The sequence below is a fragment of the Microbacterium sp. Marseille-Q6648 genome (genome assembly GCF_943181415.1).
GTDB lineage: Bacteria > Actinomycetota > Actinomycetes > Actinomycetales > Microbacteriaceae > Microbacterium.
The window spans coordinates 899,129-916,979 of the sequence record NZ_CALPBZ010000001.1; the positions used below are offsets into that span (position 1 = coordinate 899,129).

Sequence of the window (17,851 nt, forward strand, 5' to 3'; positions counted from 1 at the left end):
TGCTACCCACGACGCACACGTGAGCCCCGTGCCACCGGACGATCGGTGGCACGGGGCTCGACGAGGTGGTCAGGCGTTGGCGTCCTGGCGCTTCAGACGCGAAGCTGCGCGGCCGCGCTCGGTGGCGTCGAGGACGACCTTGCGGATGCGCACGATCTCGGGGGTCACCTCGACGCATTCGTCGTCGCGGGCGAACTCCAGGCTCTCCTCCAGCGACAGCTGACGCGGAGGCGTCATCGACTCGAACGAGTCGGCCGTGGAGGAGCGCATGTTGGTGAGCTTCTTCTCTTTCGTGATGTTGACGTCCATGTCGTCGGCGCGCGCGTTCTCGCCGATGACCATGCCCTCGTAGACCTCCTGTGTGGGCTGGACGAAGAACGACATCCGCTCCTGCAGCGCGATGATCGCGAAGGGGGTGACCACGCCGGCGCGGTCGGCGACGATCGAGCCGTTCTGCCGGGTCACGATGTGCCCCGCCCAGTCGTCGTAGCCGTGCGAGATCGCGTTGGCGATCCCGGTGCCGCGCGTGGTGGAGAGGAACTCGGTGCGGAAGCCGATCAGGCCGCGCGACGGGACGATGAACTCCATGCGCACCCAGCCGGTGCCGTGGTTGGTCATGTTGTCCATGCGCCCCTTGCGGGCGGCCATGAGCTGGGTGATCGCGCCGAGGTACTCCTCGGGGGCGTCGATCGTCAGGTGCTCGAACGGCTCCTTCACCTTGCCGTCCTCGCCCTTGCGGGTGACGACCTGGGGCTTGCCGACCGTGAGCTCGAAGCCCTCGCGTCGCATGTTCTCGACGAGGATGGCCAGGGCCAGCTCGCCGCGTCCCTGCACCTCCCAGGCGTCCGGCCGGCCGATGTCGACGACCTTCAGCGACACGTTGCCGACGAGCTCGCGATCGAGGCGGTCCTTGACCATGCGCGCCGTGAGCTTGTGACCCTTCACCTTGCCGACCAGGGGGCTGGTGTTGGTGCCGATCGTCATGGAGATGGCGGGCTCGTCCACGTGGATCGGGGGCAGCGGGCGGACGTCGTCGGGGTCGGCGATCGTCTCGCCGATCGTGATGTCCTCGAAGCCGGCGATGGCGACGATGTCCCCCGGGCCGGCGGACTCGGCCGGGTAGCGCTCGAGCGCACGGGTCGTCAGCAGCTCGGTGATGCGCGCATTGCTCGTCGAGCCGTCCGCGCGGACCCAGGCGACCGTCTGGCCCTTCTTCAGCGTCCCGTTGAACACGCGAAGGAGCGCCAGGCGCCCGAGGAACGGGCTGGAGTCGAGGTTGGTGACCCACGCCTGCAGGGGCGCCTCGTCGTCGTAGGCGGGCGCCGGGACGTGCGCGAGGATCGCCTCGAACAGCGGCTCGAGATCGTCGTTGTCGGGCAGGTCGCCGTTGGCGGGGCGGGTGCGCGATGCCGCGCCGGCGCGACCGGATGCGTAGACCACGGGGACGTCGAGCAGGGCGTCGATGTCGAGGTCGGGGACGTCCTCGTGCAGGTCGGAGGCGAGGCCCAGGAGCAGATCGTGCGCTTCTTCTTCGACCTCGGCGATGCGCGCATCCGGTCGGTCGGTCTTGTTGACCAGGAGGATGACCGGCAGCTTCGCCTCGAGCGCCTTGCGCAGCACGAAGCGGGTCTGCGGCAGCGGTCCCTCGCTCGCGTCGACGAGCAGGACGACGCCGTCGACCATCGACAGGCCGCGCTCGACCTCGCCGCCGAAGTCGGCGTGACCGGGCGTGTCGATGACGTTGATCGTTACCGGGACGTCGGTGTGGATGCCGTTGTAGGTGATCGCGGTGTTCTTCGCGAGGATCGTGATGCCCTTTTCGCGCTCGAGGTCGTTCGAGTCCATCGCGCGCTCTTCCACGTGGGCGTGGTCGCCGAACGAGCCGGTCTGACGGAGCATCGCGTCGACCAGCGTCGTCTTGCCGTGGTCGACGTGCGCGACGATCGCGACGTTGCGGAGGTCCGGACGGAGGGCGCGCGCCATAAGGGGTTTCCTTGCAGAAATGGGGGACGATCCGGATTCGGACCGTCCCCCAGTCTACAAGGCGGCGCGTCGGCCCGCCGTGAGGGCCCTGTGGACCACCTCGCGGCGGGTCAGCCGGCGCTCTTCAGCAGCGCGGCGCGCGCCTCGCGACGCACCCGCTGCTCGTCGGGGTCCGGCACCGGGACCGCGGCGATCAGACGCTGCGTGTACGGGTCCTTGGCCCCGCGCAGGATCTGGTCGCGCGTGCCCGTCTCCACGAGCTTGCCGTGGTGCATGACGCTGATGCGGTGGGCGAGGATGTCCACCACCGCGAGGTCGTGGCTGATGAACAGGCACGCGAACTGGAGGCGCGACTGCAGCTCCTGCAGCAGGTCGAGGAAGCGGGCCTGCACCGACACGTCCAGCGCAGAGGTGGGCTCGTCGGCGATCAGCAGCTCCGGGGCCAGGGCGAGCGCGCGGGCGATGCCCACACGCTGCCGCTGTCCACCCGACAGCTCGTGCGGGAAGCGGTTGCGGTACGACGCCGGAAGCTCGACCTGGTCCAGCAGCGTCTCCACGCGCCGATCCAAGGCGTCCCCCTTGGCCTCGCCCGAGAGCAGCAGCGGCTCGCCGATGGACTGGCCGATCGGCATCCGCGGGTTCAGCGACGACGCCGGATCCTGGAAGACGATGCCCGTGCGGCGGCGGATCGCGAACAGATCCTTCTGCGACGCGTGCGAGATGTCGACGCCCACCGTGGTCAGGGTGCCGTCGGCGATCGGGAGAAGGCCGATGGCGGCGCGACCGAGGGTGGTCTTGCCCGAGCCGGACTCGCCCACCAGGCCCATGATCTCGCCGGGGTAGATCTCGAGGTCGATGTGCTCGGCGGCGCGGAACGCCGGGATGCGCCCCCGCTTGGGGTAGTCGATGGCCACGTCCTGGAACGACAGCACGGGGGTGCGGGCCTCGGCGACCGGCTCCGCCTGCGACGCGCGTTCGCGGACGGCGGCGATCACCGGCACGCTCGAGGTGTCGGTCTCGACGTGGTCGGGACCGTGCTCGACCTCTTCGAGCACCCCCAGGCCCAGGTGCGGCACCGATGCCAGCAGCTGCTGGGTGTAGGGGTGCTGCGGGGCGTGGAAGATCGCGTCGACCGTTCCGGATTCGACCACTTCGCCGTTCTTCATGACCATGATGCGGTCGGCGAGGTCGGCGACGACACCCATGTCGTGCGTGATGAGGATGATCGCCGAGTCCAGGCGCTTGTGGAGGTTGCGGAGGAGGTCGAGGATCTCGGCCTGCACCGTGACGTCCAGCGCCGTCGTGGGCTCGTCGGCGATGAGCAGCAGCGGATCGCACGAGATGGACTGCGCGATCATGGCGCGCTGACGCTGACCGCCCGACAGCTGATGCGGGTACTTGTGGAACGCCTGGTCGGGGTCGGGCATCTCGACGAGCCGGAGCAGCTCGACCGCCTTGTCCTTCGCCTCCGACGGGGCCAGCGACCGGTCGTGCGAGCGCAGCGCCTCGACGATCTGGAACCCCACGGTGTAGACGGGGTTCAGCGCGGTCATCGGCTCCTGGAAGATGACGGCGATCTCGTTGCCGCGCAGCGTCCGCAGGGTGGCGTCGTCGACGCCGCGCAGCTGACGCCCCTGCAGCGTGATCGATCCGGTGACGCGGGCGTTCTCGGGGAGGAGTCCGAGGAGGGCCATGGAGCTCGTGCTCTTGCCGGACCCGGACTCTCCCACGATTGCGAGGACCTCGCCCCGTCCCACGCGGTAGTTCATGTCGATGGCGGCCGGGTAGAACTCGCCCTCCACCCAGAAGTCGACGTTCAGTCCGTCGACCTGGAGGATCGACTCGGGGCCGGCTTCGTGCGGTGCGCGGGTGCCCGTGGTGTCAGTCATGCGGTGTGTTCCCATCTGAGAAACTTGGGGTCATGTCGTTTCAGGAGGTCGTCTACCGGCCGATGTGGGGCCGGATTCTCGCTGTCGTGACCGTCGTCGTGTGCGCCATCGGCGTTGCGGCGCTGTTCTGGGGTGATGTCGTCTCGGCGGTGCGGTACGCGTGGCCGGTGATCTTCATCGGCGCCCTGGCGTGGGCGCTGTTCTGGCGCCCGGAGCTGCGGGTGCAGGAGCACGGCATCACCGTGGTGAACGTCTTCCGCACCTACTTCGTCCCGTGGCCGGCCATCCGTGACATCCAGACGCGGTACGCGCTGACCCTCGTCACGGGCCGCCGTCGCGTGCAGGTGTGGGCGACGCCCGCTCCCGGCCGCCACCGCACGCTCGGACTTGCGAGCAAGGACTTCGACGGCGTCGGCGCGACGGCCCTGGGCGAGCACGGCTCGCTGCGCCCGAGCGACGCGGTGTCCACGCCCACGGGCAACCTGGCCCAGGTCATCCGCGGACACTGGGAGCGTCTGCGCGATGCCGGGATGCTGGCCGCCGGCGAGGATCCGGACGCCGAGACCGCGACGTGGCACACCGTGACGGCCGTCGTGCTGACGGCTCTCGCGGTGGCCACCGTCGCGGGCCTGGTGGTCTGATCGCATCGGATCAGCGTCCCGGATCGCGCGGGTCGTCCCGCTTCTCGCCCGGCTCGGCCGGGCGCGGGTCGGTGGCGCTCTCGACGTCACCGGCGAAGGCACTCTGCCCCGGGAGCGTGACGTCTCCGGCATCCGTTCGCACGGCCGCCCCCGCCTCGGGCGAGGCGTCGAGCTTGGCTGCGCGGCCGGCGCGGGCCATCGCGCGCTCGCTCGGCATCTTCTTCTGACGCGGGTCGAACGCGTCGCGCAGGCCGTCGCCGATGAAGTTGACGCACAGCGCGATGACGATGATGAAGATGCCGGGCCACCAGAACAGCCACGGCCGGGTCGAGAACGCCGCCTGGTTGTCGGAGACGATCTTGCCCAGCGAGGTGTCCGGAGACTGCACGCCGAAGCCGAGGAAGCTCAGCGCCGACTCCAGCAGGATCGCACCGGCCATGAGGAGGGTCGCGTTGACGACGATCACGCCCACCGCGTTCGGGAGGATGTGACGGAAGATGATCCGCCGGTCCCGCGCTCCGCTGACGCGTGCGGCATCCACGAATTCGCGCTCGCGCAGGGTCAGGAACTCGCCGCGCACGAGCCGGGCGAGGGTCGTCCACGCGAAGAGGCCGATCACGACGCCGAGCACCGCGGCACCGAGGCTGCCGAGCATGTTGCCGAGCACCGCACCGATGACGATGAGCGGGATCGTGATGATGACGTCGGTGAAGCGCATGAGGATCGAGTCGGTCATCTTGCGGTAGTAGCCCGCGACCGCCCCGATGACGACGCCGATGAACGTGGCGACGACACCGGCGATGACCATCACCATGAGCGACTGCTGCGCCCCGCGCATGACGACGGCGAAGATGTCGCGGCCGACCTCGTCCTGACCGAACGGGTGGTCGCCGAAGCGGATCCCGGGGCCGCCGAGGAACTGCGGGATGATGCTGAGGGTCGGCACGCCGTTGTTCAGCTTCGTCGGGATCTCGGTCCAGCTGTACTGCCACCAGCCGGGGATGCGGATCCCCCACAGGTCGACGCCGACCGAGGTGAAGGCCAGCAGCACGATGAAGGCCAGCACGATCATCGAGGTGACGGCGCCCAGGTGACGGAAGAACCGGCGCCGGACGATTTGACCCTGGCTGAGCCCCTCGGTCTCGCGCTGCTCGATCGAGATCTCGGTCTTGGCCTCATCCTCGCGGGAATCGGGCGCTTGTGTGGCGGAGGTGTTCATCAGCTCACCTTGATTCGGGGGTCGAGGGCCACGTAGACGAGGTCCGCGATCAGGTTGAATACCACGGCCAGGGTGCCGGTGACGACGAAGAAGGCCATCACGGGGTTCGGGTCCGAGACGCCGAGGGCGTCGACGAACAGCCGGCCCATGCCGGTCCAGCCGAACACCGTCTCGGTGACGACGGCGCCGCCGACCACCGCTCCCACGTCGAACGCGATGATCGTCGTGATCGGGATCAGCGCGTTGCGGAACGCGTGGCGGACCACGACCGTGCGCTGGGTGAGGCCCTTGGCGCGCGCGGTGCGGATGTAGTCCTGGTTCATCACCTCGAGCAGGCTCGCACGCGAGTAGCGGGTGTAGCCGGCGAACGAGATGAGGATGATCGCGATGGTCGGAAGCAGCAGGTGCGTGTAGAGATCGATGCCCTGCACCCAGAAGTTGCCGCCGAGGTTCGGCGTCGAGGCACCGACGGTGGCGATCGGACGACCCCGGATCCGGCTGGAGTTGGAGTAGATTGCCCAGTACGACATGTACTTGTCGAGCGCGATGAGCCCGGCCGTCAGCACGCCCACGATGATCGTGGTGCGGATGACGGGGCCACGGTCGGGGCTGCCGATGAACCAGCCGATGGCGCCGCAGACGACGATCGTCGCCGCCGCCAGCCCGACGAACACCCACAGCGTCATGCCGTTGAGGATGTAGGTCATCATCGGGAAGTACAGGGCGATGCCCAGCGCGGCCACTCCCAGCGAGCCGTAGAGCGCCTTGCGGTTGCGCAGACCGGTCGAGACGGCGGTCACGCCGAAGGCGATGCCGATGGCGAGCGCCGCGTACACGACGATGCCGATGCTCGGATCGGCGAACCACTGCGTCGCCGAGAGGTACGCCAGCACGCCGGCCGTGGCGAGCGTCGCGGCGCCGAAGACGATGCCCCGCCGCTTCCACGATCCGCCGATGAGCGACATCCACAGCACGCCGGCGATGAGCGAGGCGATCACGATGACGGGTATCGCGATGGTGGGCTCGCCCAGCCAGCCGTTGAGCTGGATGGCACCGTACTGCTTGAGGAGGACGGCCACCCAGAAGATGGGCAGCGAGAAGAAGAGGAACGAGACGAAGGTCACGGCGTAGTCGAAGCCGCTGTACTGGCGCAGGGCCGAGATGATTCCGACCGAGATGCCGAGCACGATGGCGACGACGGTGGCGATGGTCACGAGCGTCAGCGTCGACGTCAGTGCGTTCGCCAGCAGCGCGTTCACGGGCTGGTTCTGGATGCTGATGCCGAAGTCGCCGCGGAAGATGCCGCCGAGCCAGATGAAGTAGCGCAGCGGGGCGGGGACGTCGAGGTTGAGGAGCCTGGTACGCGCTTCCATCAGCTCCGCCTTGTTGGGAGCGTTGGACTGCTTGAGCTCTTCCAGGGGATCGCCCGAGAGCGAGACGAGCACGTACATCAGGAATGTCGCGGCGAAGAGCACGAAGACCGATGCGATCAATCGCCGGATGATGAATGAAGCCATGGTGTGGCAGCCTGCCTGTCGATGTGCCAGACGGCGTCCGGCGCCCCCGGGTGGAGCGCCGAGCCGCTGAAGAGAAGTCTCATGGATGGGGGTGCAGGTCCCGTGGAACCTGCACCCCCGTGTCCGGTCGCGGCGGGCTCAGCCCGACGCCACCGGCTGTGACTTACTCCTCGGTACCGGCGTCCGTCACTTCCCAGTCCCACGCGTTCCAGAAGATGGTCGGCGCGAGGATCGACGGGTCGATGTTGGTGACGCGGTCGCTGTAGGCGGTGACCTCCGGGAACTGGAAGATGGTGACTCCGTAGAAGTCCTCCCAGAGAAGGCGGTCCAGCTCCTGCTGCAGCGTGATCTGCTGCTCGGCGTCGAAGGTGACGTTGAGCTCGGAGATGATCTCGTCGACACGCTCGTTCGAGTAGTAGTTCAGGTTGTTGATGCCGTTCGTCACGAACGTCGGGAGCGAGTTGGTCACACCCAGGCTCGTCGACTGCCATCCGAACAGCGACGCGTCGTAGGCGCCGGGGGTGCCGAGCAGGCCACCCCAGTCCTCGGAACCGCAGTCGGTGACCTCGAAGCCGGCCTCGTTGGCCGACTGCTGGATGAGAGCGAACTCGTTCACGCGACGGGGGTTGTTCGACGCGTAGAGGATGCAGACCTCGGTGTTGGTGACACCGGAGTCCTCGAGCAGCTGACGAGCGCCCTCGATGTCGACCTCGGCGTAGTCGGCCGAGGTGTTGTTCGCGGCGGACTCGTCGTAGCCCTCGGCACCGGGGACGAACAGCTGCGAGTCACGGAGGATCGCGTCGTCGCCGATGATCGGCTCGATGAGGGTGGTGACGATCTCCTGACGGGGGATCGTCTTCATGAACGCCTCACGGACCTGCGGGTTGGAGAAGATGTTCTCCGGGTTGCGGCCCTGGTCGAACTGCAGGTCGACGTGCTCGTACGTGCCACCGAGGCCGGTGCTCACCGTGATGCCGTCGATGCCCTCGAGCGCGTCGGTGATGTCGGCGGTCGCCTGCGGCTGGATGATGTCAACCTCGCCGTTCTCGAGCGCCTGGACAGCAGCCAGCGGGTCGGGGATGAAGCGGATCGTGATCTCCTCGATGTTCGGGGAGTTCTCGCCGGCGTACTCCGGGTTCGCCGTGAGGGTCACGAACTGGTCAGCCTGGTAGTCGCTGATCATGTACGGGCCGCTCGCGGTGACGAGCTCGGTGTCGTCGGGCATCGACGTGAAGTTGAAGCCGCCGTTCCAGAACGCGGACATCGCGGCCAGGGCCTCGGCGTCCTCGGACTCGATCGCGTCGAGCACGGCCTGCTTGGCCTCTTCGTTGTCCTCGATCTCGAGCGACTTCTTCGCGATGATGTGCGCGGGAAGCGGCGACGAGAAGACGAGCTCCCAGTCCACGAAGGGCTGGTCGAAGGTCATCGTGATGGAGCGCCCGTCCTCGCCGATCTCCGGCGTCTCGGTGACCAGGCCCATGCCCGACTCGGGCGTGGCGCCGGAGTCGAAGTAGACGATGTCCTCGGGGAACGCGTCGGTGAACTCACCGGTCTCGGGGTCGGTGAACTCGCCCGGGTCGAAGTCCGGGGTGTCCAGCGCACGCGAGAGCGCAGCCCAGTTGAGCATGAGGTCGGCAGCGTCGATCGGGGTGCCGTCGGACCAGTTCACGCCCTCGTTGACGGTGTAGGTCACCGTCAGGGGGTCTTCGCTGACCAGCTCGTACGTGCCGAACGAGGTGTTCTTCACGAGCTCGGGCGTGTTGTTGTAGTAGTTGAAGCCGTCCAACACCAGGTAGTTGATGTTGTTGTTGGCTGTGGCGTTGCCGAACGACGTGTTGCCGTTCATCGAGTAGAACGCCTGGTTCCACGCTGCTGTGATCGAGGAGCCCTCGACGAGCCCCGAATCGTCGCCACCGTCGGTGTCAGAGCCACCGGCGGCGCATCCGGAGATCACGAGTGCGCCGACTGCGGTGAATCCCACCGCAGTCAGGATGCGCTTCATTCTCACTATTCCTCCTGTGCAAGGTTGTGCGCGCACGAGGCCATGGTTGGACCCCGGCGCGCGGATAGACACACCCTAAGCACGCGTGTGTCGGATGGTCAAAAGTCCGAACGAAAACGTTACATAGCCTTAACTCAGGGCAGACGACGTGTGACAATCTGACAAGATGAACGGCGATTCCGGCGCGGCCGATGTGAGGTTTCCCACGACCTCCCCGCGCGCCCGCACGTGGTGGGAGATCGGCATCGTCCTGGCGGTCACGGTGGGCCAGTCCGCGGTGTACAGCGTGCTGTCGTTCGTGCGCTCGATCCAGCGCGCGCTCGAGCAGAACGCCTCGCTCGGCGACCAGCAGGCCCGCCTGAACCCGTCGCGCGACACGCAGGCGCTGTGGGACCTCGTCTATCAGCTGCTCGACATCTTCTTCTCGCTGGCGCTGGTCGCCCTCGTCCTCTACCTGCTGTGGGAGCCGGGGACGAACGTCCTCAAGCGCATCGGCCTGGACGTCGGCCGCTTCGGCTCGGACGCCGCGCGCGGCATCCTTCTGGTCCTGGCAATCGGGGTGCCGGGACTCGCCCTGTACGTCGTCGGCAGGATGCTGGGCCTCACCGTCGCCGTCGTGGCGTCTCCCCTGGACGCCGCCTGGTACACCGTTCCGCTCCTGCTCCTGTCGGCGGTGCGGGCGGGCCTGGTCGAGGAGGTCATCCTCCTCGGCTACCTCTTCGACCGGCTGCGGCGCGTCGGGTGGTCGTGGTGGACCATCATCCTCGCGACGGCCGGGCTGCGCGCGGCCTACCACGCGTATCAGGGCGTGGGTTCGATCATCGGGAACTTCGTCATGGGCGTGGTGTTCGGGTGGTGCTACCGCCGTTGGGGCCGGGTGATGCCGCTCGTGATCGCCCACACCGTGATCGACGTGATCGCCTTCGTCGGCTACCCCCTCGCCGCCGCCCTCTTCCCCGCCGTCTTCACCCCACCCCGACCCCGACCCTCCCCTCCTCGTCGCCCTCCCCCTGACGCCCCCTTCGGTTCCGCGAAAGCGGCCGACACTGCCGTGGATCTCGGACGGCACCGGCATCCGGCCGTCGGGTTGGCCGCGGCCGATGCCGCGCTCCGGCTCGAGGCAGATCTGAGCCGAGAGGCCCTACAGGGCGTGAACGAGGGTCGCCGGAGCAGTCGCGGCCGCAATCTGGCACGGTGGCCGCTCTCGCGCGCGACCGCCGATGCCGAGACAGCGCTCGAGTCTGTCAGCCGGGCGGTGATCGAGTGGCTCGGCTTTCCGCCCCCGGACCTGCAGGTCTCCTTCGTGTCGACCGACGACGTCGTCGACCGGTCCGACATGTTCTGGCCCGAGATCGGGCTCGTCGGCGAGAGCGACGGAGACCTGAAGTACGACGGCCGGTACGGCGACGCGCGCGCCGTGCTTCGCTCCCAGTCCGAACGCGACCGGCGCCTGCGCGCGCAGCCGCGGGTGCGCAATCTGGTCCACTGGGGATGGACCGATGCGACGCGCGTCGACCCGTTGCGCAGCATCCTCATCGGTGTCGGTCTGCGTCAGCGGGAGCCGGAGCATCCGGCGCACCTATACTCGCTGCGCCGGGCGCTCGCGCCGCATCCGCCGCACCGCACCGCGTGACCCTCCCGCCCGTGCCCCGCGCCCCCGCCCCGCGCCGGTCCGCGAAAGTACATCTGGCGGACGAAACCCCGGGCGCACCCCGCACCCTCATCCGCCAGATGTACTCTCGCGGTCAAGGGAGAGCCGCGAGAGGCTAGGCGAAGGCCTCGATCGGGGGGCAGGCGCACACGAGGTTTCGGTCGCCGTAGGCCTGGTCGATGCGGCGGACCGGGGGCCAGTACTTGGTGCGTACGAGCGAGCGCACGGGATAGACCGCCTCGGCACGGGTGTACGGATGCGTCCATTCGCCCTCGATCGCCGCCGACGCGGTGTGCGGGGCGTTCACCAGGGGGTTGTCGTCCGCCGGCCACTCCCCCGCGGCGACCCGCGACGCCTCGGCGCGGATCGCGATCATCGCCTCGACGAAGCGGTCGATCTCGCCCAGGTCCTCCGACTCGGTGGGCTCGACCATGAGGGTGCCCGCCACGGGGAACGACATCGTCGGCGCGTGGAAGCCGTAGTCGATGAGCCGCTTGGCCACGTCGTCGACGGTCACACCCGTCTCCTCCCGCAGCGGTCGCAGGTCGAGGATGCACTCGTGCGCGACCAGCCCGCCCTCGCCGGCGTACAGCACCGGGTAGTGGTCCTTCAGCCGGAAGGCGATGTAGTTCGCCGCGAGCACGGCGGCAGCCGTCGCATCGCGCAGCCCGTCGACGCCCATCATCCGCACGTACGCCCACGAGATGGGCAGGATGCCGGCCGAGCCGTGCGGAGCCGACGAGACCGGTCCGCCCTCGAACACTCCCCCGGCGTGGTCGCGACGCTGCGCGAGGGGGTGGCCGGGCAGGTGCGGCGCGAGGTGCGCCTTCGCCGCCACCGGACCGACACCCGGACCGCCCCCGCCGTGCGGGATCGCGAAGGTCTTGTGCAGATTCAGGTGCGACACGTCTCCGCCGAGATCGCCGAAGCGGGCGTACCCCAGCAGCGCGTTCAGGTTCGCCCCGTCGACGTACACCTGCCCGCCGGCGTCGTGCACGGCCTGGGTGATCTCGAGCACGTCGTGCTCGTACACCCCGTGCGTCGAGGGGTAGGTGATCATGAGCGCCGCGAGCGACGTCGCGTGGGCGGCGATCTTCGCCCGCAGATCGTCGAGGTCGACGTTGCCGGCCTCGTCGCAGGCGACGACGACGACCTTCATGCCCGCGAGCACCGCCGAGGCGGCGTTCGTGCCGTGCGCCGACGACGGGATGAGGCACACGGTCCGGTCGGTGTCGCCGTTGGCGCGGTGATATCCGCGGATGGCGAGCAGGCCCGCGAGCTCGCCCTGCGACCCGGCGTTCGGCTGCAGCGAGACGGCGTCGTACCCCGTCACCTCGGCGAGCCAGACCTCGAGCTGCTCGATCATCGCGAGATACCCGCGCACATCCGCCTCGGGGGCGAACGGGTGCACGCGCGAGAACTCCGGCCACGACACCGCCGCCATCTCGGTCGCGGCGTTGAGCTTCATGGTGCACGAGCCGAGCGGGATCATGCCGCGGTCCAGCGCGTAGTCGCGGTCGGCCAGCTGTTTGAGGTAGCGCATCATGGCCGTCTCGGAGCGGTGCGAGCTGAACACCGGGTGCGTGAGGAACGCCTCGTCGCCGCGCCGCAGCTGCGCCGCGACGCCGGCCAGAGCGGATGCCGCACCGTACGGCACGGCGCGCTCGCCCTGTTCGCCGCCGCCCGACACCTCGGCCTCGGGCAGGCCGAACGCCCAGGCGATCGCGGCGAGGTCCTCGGCCGTCGTGGTCTCGTCCACCGATACGCCGACCGTGGCGTCGTCGGCCCAGAACAGCTGGTACCCGCGCTCTCGTGCACGCTCGATGACCCGTCGCGCCGGGCCCGGGGTCGACACCCGGAGCGTGTCGAAGAACGCGTCGGTGCGCAGCGAGAGCCCGTAGGAGCGCAGCCGCTCGGCGAGGGCCTCGGCCTTCTGCGCCACCTCCGTGGCGATGCGGGTGAGGCCGTCCGGCCCGTGATACACCGCGTACATGGCGGCCATGACGGCCAGCAGCACCTGCGCCGTGCAGATGTTGGACGTGGCCTTCTCGCGGCGGATGTGCTGCTCGCGGGTCTGCAGCGACAGCCGATAGGCGGGGTGCCCCTCGGCGTCCTGCGAGACGCCGACGAGTCGGCCGGGCAGCTGGCGCTCGAGGCCCTGGCGGACGGCCATGTACCCGGCGTGGGGTCCCCCGAAGCCCAGGGGCACGCCGAAGCGCTGGGTGGTGCCGACGGCGACGTCGGCGCCGAACGAGCCGGGCGAGCGCAGCAGTGTGAGGGCGAGCAGGTCGGCGGCGACCACGGCGAGCCCGCCGGCGACGTGCGCGGCGTCCACCACGCCACGGGGGTCCCAGACCTCGCCGGATGCGCCCGGATACTGCACGAACACGCCGAACAGCTCCTCGGGCAGCGTCGCTCCGCGCGCGAGGTCGCGCTCGACGATCTCGATGCCCAGGGCCGCGGCCCGGTGCACGAGCAGCGCCTTGGTCTGCGGCAGCGCGTCGGCGTCGACGACGAACACGTTCGAGGCCGCCTTCGATGCACGGCGGGCCACCAGCATCCCCTCGACGACGGCCGTCGACTCGTCGAGCATCGACGCGTTGGCCGTGGCGAGTCCGGTGAGATCGGTCACCATCGTCTGGAAGTTGATGAGCGCCTCGAGACGCCCCTGCGATATCTCGGGCTGGTACGGGGTGTAGGCGGTGTACCACGACGGGTTCTCGAGCACGTTCCGCGCGATCACCGACGGGGTGAACGTGTCGTAGTAGCCCAGCCCGATCATCGGCCGGGCGGCGCGGTTCTGCGAGGCGAGCGCGCGCAGCTCGGCGAGGGCCTCGGCCTCGGTCGCGGCGGCCGGAATGTCGCTCGTCGAGCGGGCGTCCACCTGAATGGATGCCGGAACGGCGCGTCGCACGAGGGCGTCGACGTCGTCGTAGCCGAGGGCGTCGAGCATGACGCGCTGCGCGTCGGCGTCGAGGCCGATGTGCCGGGCGGCGAAGGTGCCGCCCGCGACCGATCCGGACCCGCTCACGCGTCCCCGCCGGTGAGTTCGACGTAGGCGGCACGATCCATGAGACCCTCCACCGCGGTCGGGTCGACGGTGATCTTCAGCAGCCACCCGTCCCCGTAGGGCGACGAGTTCACCAGCGACGGGTCGTCGACGGCGGCGTCGTTCGTCTCGGCGACCTCGCCGGTGAGCGGCGCGTACAGTTCGCCGACGGACTTCGTCGACTCGATCTCGCCGCACACCTCGCCCGCCGTGACGGCCGAGCCGGTGGACGGGAGCTCCACGAACACGACGTCGCCGAGCTTGTCGGCGGCGTAGTCGGTGATGCCGACCGTGGCGGTGGTGCCGTCGAGGGCCACCCACTCGTGCTCAGCGGTGTACTTGAGGCTGTTGAGATCGGTCACTTCTTCCTCCGGTAGAAAGGCGGGGCGGTCACGGTCGCGGGGATGCGGGTTCCGCGCACGTCGAGATAGAGCACGGTGCCGGCGGCGGATGCCGCGGGGGCGACGAAGGCCATGGCGATGGGGTGGCCGAGGGTCGGGCTGAGCGCGCCGGAGGTGACCTCGCCGACGCGCGACGCGTCCGGCCCGTCCCCGTCGAAGACGCCGTACCCGGCGCGTCCGGCTCGGCGCCCCTCGGCGACGAGCCCGACGAGGACGGGCGCGTCCGTGAGGTCGCGCCCGGCGAGCGCGGCCTTGCCGACGAAGTCGTCCTCGTCCATCGCGACGACCCGGCCGAGGCCCGCCTGGGCGGGGGCGATGTCGCGCGTCAGCTCGTGGCCGTAGAGGGGCATGCCGGCCTCGAGGCGCAGGGTGTCGCGCGCGGCCAGGCCCGCCGGCACCAGCCCGAGCGGTTCGCCGGCGCGGAGCAGGGCGTCCCACAGCGCCTCGGCGTGGGTGACGGGCACGAGCAGCTCGAAGCCGTCCTCGCCGGTGTAGCCGGTGCGGCACACGAGCACACCGGTCTCGTCGAACGACGCGCTGGTCGTGGCGTAGTACGGCACGTCTGCGAGCGGTCGCTGCCACCCCGTCAGCTCGGGCGTCGCCTCGAGGACCGCCCGCGCCGCCGGACCCTGCACGGCGAGCAGGCCGTAGCCGTCCGAGACGTCCTCGACGCGGGCATGCGTGCCGGGGATGAACGCGAACGACCCGTCCTGGCCGGTGAGGGGCGGCGGCGGCGGGAACATCGCGACCCGCTCGGCGAGGGCTTCGGCGACCGCGTCGCGATTACCTGCGTTGGCGATGACGAGGTAGCGGTCGTCGGCGAGGCGGTAGACGATCACGTCGTCGATGATGCCGCCGTCGGCCGCCAGCACGAGCGAGTACTTCGCCCTGCCCTCGGCGAGCGCCGAGAGCCGGCCGGCGAGCGCGTAGTCGAGGAACGCCCCGGCGTCTGATCCGGTGACGAGGAACTCCGCCATGTGCGAGATGTCGAACAGTCCTGCGCTCTCGCGGACGGCCTTGTGCTCGGCCAGGTCGGAGGAGTAGCGCACCGGCATGAGCCAGCCGCCGAAGTCCGTGAACGAGGCGCCGAGCGCTTCGTGGCGCCCACGCAGCGGCGTGGAGCGAGGGTCTGGCATGAGTTCTCCCGTCGGTCGGGCAGGCGCGGGTCCGCGCCTATCGAACTCCCCCTCTGTCATGGGCCTGAGAGTTTCGCATCGGCATCCGTTCGTCAAGGGGATGCCGGTGCTTTCACCGTCGGCGGATGTCGAAGACATCTCTTTCCAGAGTGGCCCGACCTCAGCGGTACGCGTACCTGAGAGATTGGCGGGGAGGCTTGCTCCTTCGGTGCCCGGCGTAGCGCCGGGGCTCTCCCGCAGAGGTCATCGAGCCGGTTCTGTTGCTGTTCAGTTGCGGGGCCAGCATAGCGCCCCCGACCGTCACGACGTGCAGGCGCCCGTCGACACCGGCTGCTCGAACGCGTCCGCCTGGGCGAGGACGGGCAGCAGCTCGGCCGTCGTCATCGCGTAGCCGACCTCGCGGCCGTCGTCCGCCCGTGCGAACACCACGCCCGCGACGTCGCCGTCGGTGGTCAGCAGCGGGCCGCCGGAGTTGCCCGGCACGACCTGCGCCTGCAGCGCGTAGATCTCGCGTGGGGCGCTGGCGTCCTCGTAGATGTCCGGCACGGGCGCCGAGGTGGCGGACAGGACGCGGGCGGGGCCCGACGAGAACGGGCCGCCGTACGGGTAGCCCTGCACGACCGCCGACGCACCCGGCTCCAGCGGTTCGGTGATGCCGAGAGCGGCCGCATCCAGATCGTCGATCTCGATGACGGCGAGGTCGTCGACCGGATCGAAGTAGACCACGCGGCCCTCGCGGGCGGCGCGGCCGGGGAGCTCGACCACCGGTGCGTCGACCCCTGCCACGACGTGCGCGTTGGTCACGACGAGGTCGGGAGCCGCGACGAACCCGCTGCCCGTGGAGCTCGTCCCGCAGGCGTACGCCACGCCCGAGATACGTCCGACCGAGGCCGCTGCGGCCTCGAGACGCGGTGAATCCAGCGCGATGGCCGGCAGGGGTCCGGTCTCGGTCTCGGGGGCGAGGAGACCGCCCAGACGTGGAATGCCCTCGTCGAGGACTGCGGCCCGCAGCTGCGCGAGTGTGGTCTGCACGGGCCGGGGGGTCAGCGAGTCGATCGTGCGCAGCACCGTCGATGAGCCGATCGCGGGCGCCACCACCGGCATCCCGGTCGCGACGAGTCCCTGCCCGACGAACGAGGCGGCGAGCGCGGCGATCACGACGCTCGCGGCGCCGCCGAGGAGGCGCTCGAAGCCGCGGAGGGGGGTGCGGTCGACGCCGCGCCGCAGGGCCATGCCGATGCCGCCGCCGATCGCCATGCCGACCACCAGGAGCAGCAGGGTGCCGCCGATGACGACGAGGGGCCGCCACTGCTGAGTGGGCAGGGCGTCGTTGACCAGTGGGATGGCCCAGAGGGCGGCGAACGCGCCGCCGACGAGACCCAGCAGGGATCCGAGGCTGGCGAGCAGCCCGCGCTGGAGACCTGCCAGCAGAGCGACGACGAGGATGACGATCAGAACGATGTCGATCACCTGCACGGGGGCTCCTTCCGGGGAGGGCCACCCTACGGCGCGCGACTGGGAGAACGACGCGAACGTCACGCGTTTGACCTTCTGGTCACCATGACACTAAGATCGGTCGCAGGAGTTAGAGTCACCATGACACGAACCAGCACGATCAGCCACGGCATCCCCGTCGCGTCCGCCGACGGCGACGCGACGCGCGTCGCCGTGTCCACGGTCATCTTCACGCTCCGCCGCGACCCCGACGGCGACCGCCCCGAGCTCGCCCTGCCCCTCGTCCGTCGCACGCGCGACCCCCACGAGGGCTCGTGGGCGCTGCCGGGCGGCTGGCTGGACGTCGACGAGGGACTGGACGCCGCGGCATCCCGGACCCTGGCCGAGACGACGGGACTGGAGCCGAGCTACCTCGAACAGCTGTACGCCTTCGGCGCCGTCGACCGCTCCCCCACCCGCGTCGTGTCGATCGTGTACTGGGCGCTGCTGCGCGCCGACGAGGCGGCCGCCGCGGCCGCGGAGGAGAACGTGTCGTGGTTCGATGCGACATCTCTTCCGCGCCTGGCGTTCGACCACAACGACATCGTCGACTACGCCCTGTGGCGCCTGCGGAACAAGGTCGGCTACAGCCGCATCGCGCACGGACTGCTCGCCGACGAGTTCACGCTCGCCGAGCTGCGCGAGGTGTACGAGTCGATCCTCGGCAAGCGGCTCGACCCGGCGAACTTCCGCCGTCAGGCCGAGAACTCCGGCACCCTCATCCCCACCGACCGCTTCCGCACCGGAAGCCACCGCCCCGCGCGGCTGTACCGCTACGACCGGGATGTCGAGCTCGCCGACCGCGGGCCGCTCTCGGCGCGCCATTGACCCGAACCGCCACGGCCACCGCCCCACCCGAACAGAGAACC

At 69.7% G+C, this 17,851-nt stretch carries 11 protein-coding genes, 1 pseudogene and 2 riboswitches; of the genes and pseudogenes, 3 read left to right on the plus strand and 9 right to left on the minus strand.

Annotation, left to right across the window (positions count from 1 at the left end; genetic code table 11):
- Nucleotides 1-69: 69 nt before the first annotated feature.
- Both typA and NFR93_RS04360 read right to left on the minus strand, forming a co-directional pair.
- Nucleotides 70-1,983, minus strand: coding sequence for a translational GTPase TypA (gene typA, locus NFR93_RS04355; protein WP_251450333.1), 1,914 nt, complete (start codon nt 1,981-1,983; stop codon nt 70-72).
- A 110-nt stretch (nt 1,984-2,093) separates the two neighbouring features.
- On the minus strand, nt 2,094-3,872 hold the full coding sequence (locus tag NFR93_RS04360; protein WP_251450334.1) for a dipeptide ABC transporter ATP-binding protein: 1,779 nt from the start codon (nt 3,870-3,872) through the stop codon (nt 2,094-2,096).
- A gap of 32 nt (nt 3,873-3,904) precedes the next feature.
- Between NFR93_RS04360 and NFR93_RS04365 the strand changes: the two genes are divergently transcribed.
- Complete coding sequence (locus NFR93_RS04365; protein ID WP_251450335.1) at nt 3,905-4,513, plus strand: PH domain-containing protein; 609 nt, start codon at nt 3,905-3,907, stop codon at nt 4,511-4,513.
- A gap of 10 nt (nt 4,514-4,523) precedes the next feature.
- On the opposite strand, the gene NFR93_RS04370 is transcribed toward NFR93_RS04365, so the two are convergent.
- The 3 genes from NFR93_RS04370 to NFR93_RS04380 all read right to left on the minus strand — a co-directional run bounded on the left by NFR93_RS04370 (nt 4,524) and on the right by NFR93_RS04380 (nt 9,251).
- Nucleotides 4,524-5,732 (minus strand): ABC transporter permease, encoded by a 1,209-nt coding sequence (locus NFR93_RS04370; RefSeq protein ID WP_251450336.1) that lies wholly within the window; start codon nt 5,730-5,732, stop codon nt 4,524-4,526.
- The gene (locus tag NFR93_RS04375) at nt 5,732-7,249 is read right to left on the minus strand and encodes an ABC transporter permease (protein ID WP_251450337.1); all 1,518 of its coding nucleotides are present in this window, start codon (nt 7,247-7,249) and stop codon (nt 5,732-5,734) included. Before NFR93_RS04375 ends, NFR93_RS04370 begins: the two co-directional genes overlap by 1 nt.
- Nucleotides 7,250-7,412: 163 nt before the next feature.
- Complete coding sequence (locus NFR93_RS04380; RefSeq protein ID WP_251450338.1) at nt 7,413-9,251, minus strand: ABC transporter family substrate-binding protein; 1,839 nt, start codon at nt 9,249-9,251, stop codon at nt 7,413-7,415.
- Nucleotides 9,252-9,417: 166 nt separating this feature from the next.
- Here NFR93_RS04380 and NFR93_RS16100 point away from each other — a divergent pair.
- Nucleotides 9,418-10,227, plus strand: a pseudogene (locus NFR93_RS16100) (CPBP family intramembrane glutamic endopeptidase); the annotation flags it as partial.
- 790 nt (nt 10,228-11,017) lie between these two features.
- Here the strand turns inward: NFR93_RS16100 and gcvP are convergent.
- The 4 genes from gcvP to NFR93_RS04405 all read right to left on the minus strand — a co-directional run bounded on the left by gcvP (nt 11,018) and on the right by NFR93_RS04405 (nt 16,964).
- Complete coding sequence (gene gcvP, locus NFR93_RS04390) at nt 11,018-13,855, minus strand: aminomethyl-transferring glycine dehydrogenase (protein ID WP_251451479.1); 2,838 nt, start codon at nt 13,853-13,855, stop codon at nt 11,018-11,020.
- A 74-nt stretch (nt 13,856-13,929) separates the two neighbouring features.
- Nucleotides 13,930-14,313, minus strand: a complete 384-nt coding sequence (gcvH, locus tag NFR93_RS04395; RefSeq protein WP_251450340.1) for a glycine cleavage system protein GcvH — start codon at nt 14,311-14,313, stop codon at nt 13,930-13,932.
- Nucleotides 14,310-15,488: a glycine cleavage system aminomethyltransferase GcvT gene (locus NFR93_RS04400; protein WP_251450341.1), complete on the minus strand. Its 1,179-nt coding sequence runs from the start codon at nt 15,486-15,488 to the stop codon at nt 14,310-14,312. The genes gcvH and NFR93_RS04400 overlap by 4 nt, the downstream gene beginning before the upstream one ends.
- Nucleotides 15,489-15,531: 43 nt before the next feature.
- Nucleotides 15,532-15,642: riboswitch (glycine riboswitch) on the minus strand.
- Nucleotides 15,643-15,735: riboswitch (glycine riboswitch) on the minus strand.
- A gap of 53 nt (nt 15,736-15,788) precedes the next feature.
- Nucleotides 15,789-16,964, minus strand: a complete 1,176-nt coding sequence (locus tag NFR93_RS04405) for a MarP family serine protease (RefSeq protein ID WP_251450343.1) — start codon at nt 16,962-16,964, stop codon at nt 15,789-15,791.
- Nucleotides 16,965-17,156: 192 nt separating this feature from the next.
- Here NFR93_RS04405 and NFR93_RS04410 point away from each other — a divergent pair, with 192 nt between their 5' ends.
- On the plus strand, nt 17,157-17,810 hold the full coding sequence (locus tag NFR93_RS04410) for an NUDIX hydrolase (RefSeq protein ID WP_251451481.1): 654 nt from the start codon (nt 17,157-17,159) through the stop codon (nt 17,808-17,810).
- The last annotated feature ends 41 nt before the right edge of the window (nt 17,811-17,851 follow it).

What these genes read in the sequence shown, in the direction of transcription:
- gcvP (WP_251451479.1), bottom strand. Translation starts at nt 13,855, where the DNA reads ATGCTCGACGCCCTCGGCTACGACGACGTCGACGCCCTCGTGCGACGC.
- NFR93_RS04380 (WP_251450338.1), bottom strand. Translation starts at nt 9,251, where the DNA reads ATGAAGCGCATCCTGACTGCGGTGGGATTCACCGCAGTCGGCGCACTC.
- NFR93_RS04360 (WP_251450334.1), bottom strand. Translation starts at nt 3,872, where the DNA reads ATGACTGACACCACGGGCACCCGCGCACCGCACGAAGCCGGCCCCGAG.
- NFR93_RS04370 (WP_251450336.1), bottom strand. Translation starts at nt 5,732, where the DNA reads ATGAACACCTCCGCCACACAAGCGCCCGATTCCCGCGAGGATGAGGCC.
- NFR93_RS04365 (WP_251450335.1), top strand. Translation starts at nt 3,905, where the DNA reads ATGTCGTTTCAGGAGGTCGTCTACCGGCCGATGTGGGGCCGGATTCTC.
- NFR93_RS04375 (WP_251450337.1), bottom strand. Translation starts at nt 7,249, where the DNA reads ATGGCTTCATTCATCATCCGGCGATTGATCGCATCGGTCTTCGTGCTC.
- typA (WP_251450333.1), bottom strand. Translation starts at nt 1,983, where the DNA reads ATGGCGCGCGCCCTCCGTCCGGACCTCCGCAACGTCGCGATCGTCGCG.
- NFR93_RS04400 (WP_251450341.1), bottom strand. Translation starts at nt 15,488, where the DNA reads ATGCCAGACCCTCGCTCCACGCCGCTGCGTGGGCGCCACGAAGCGCTC.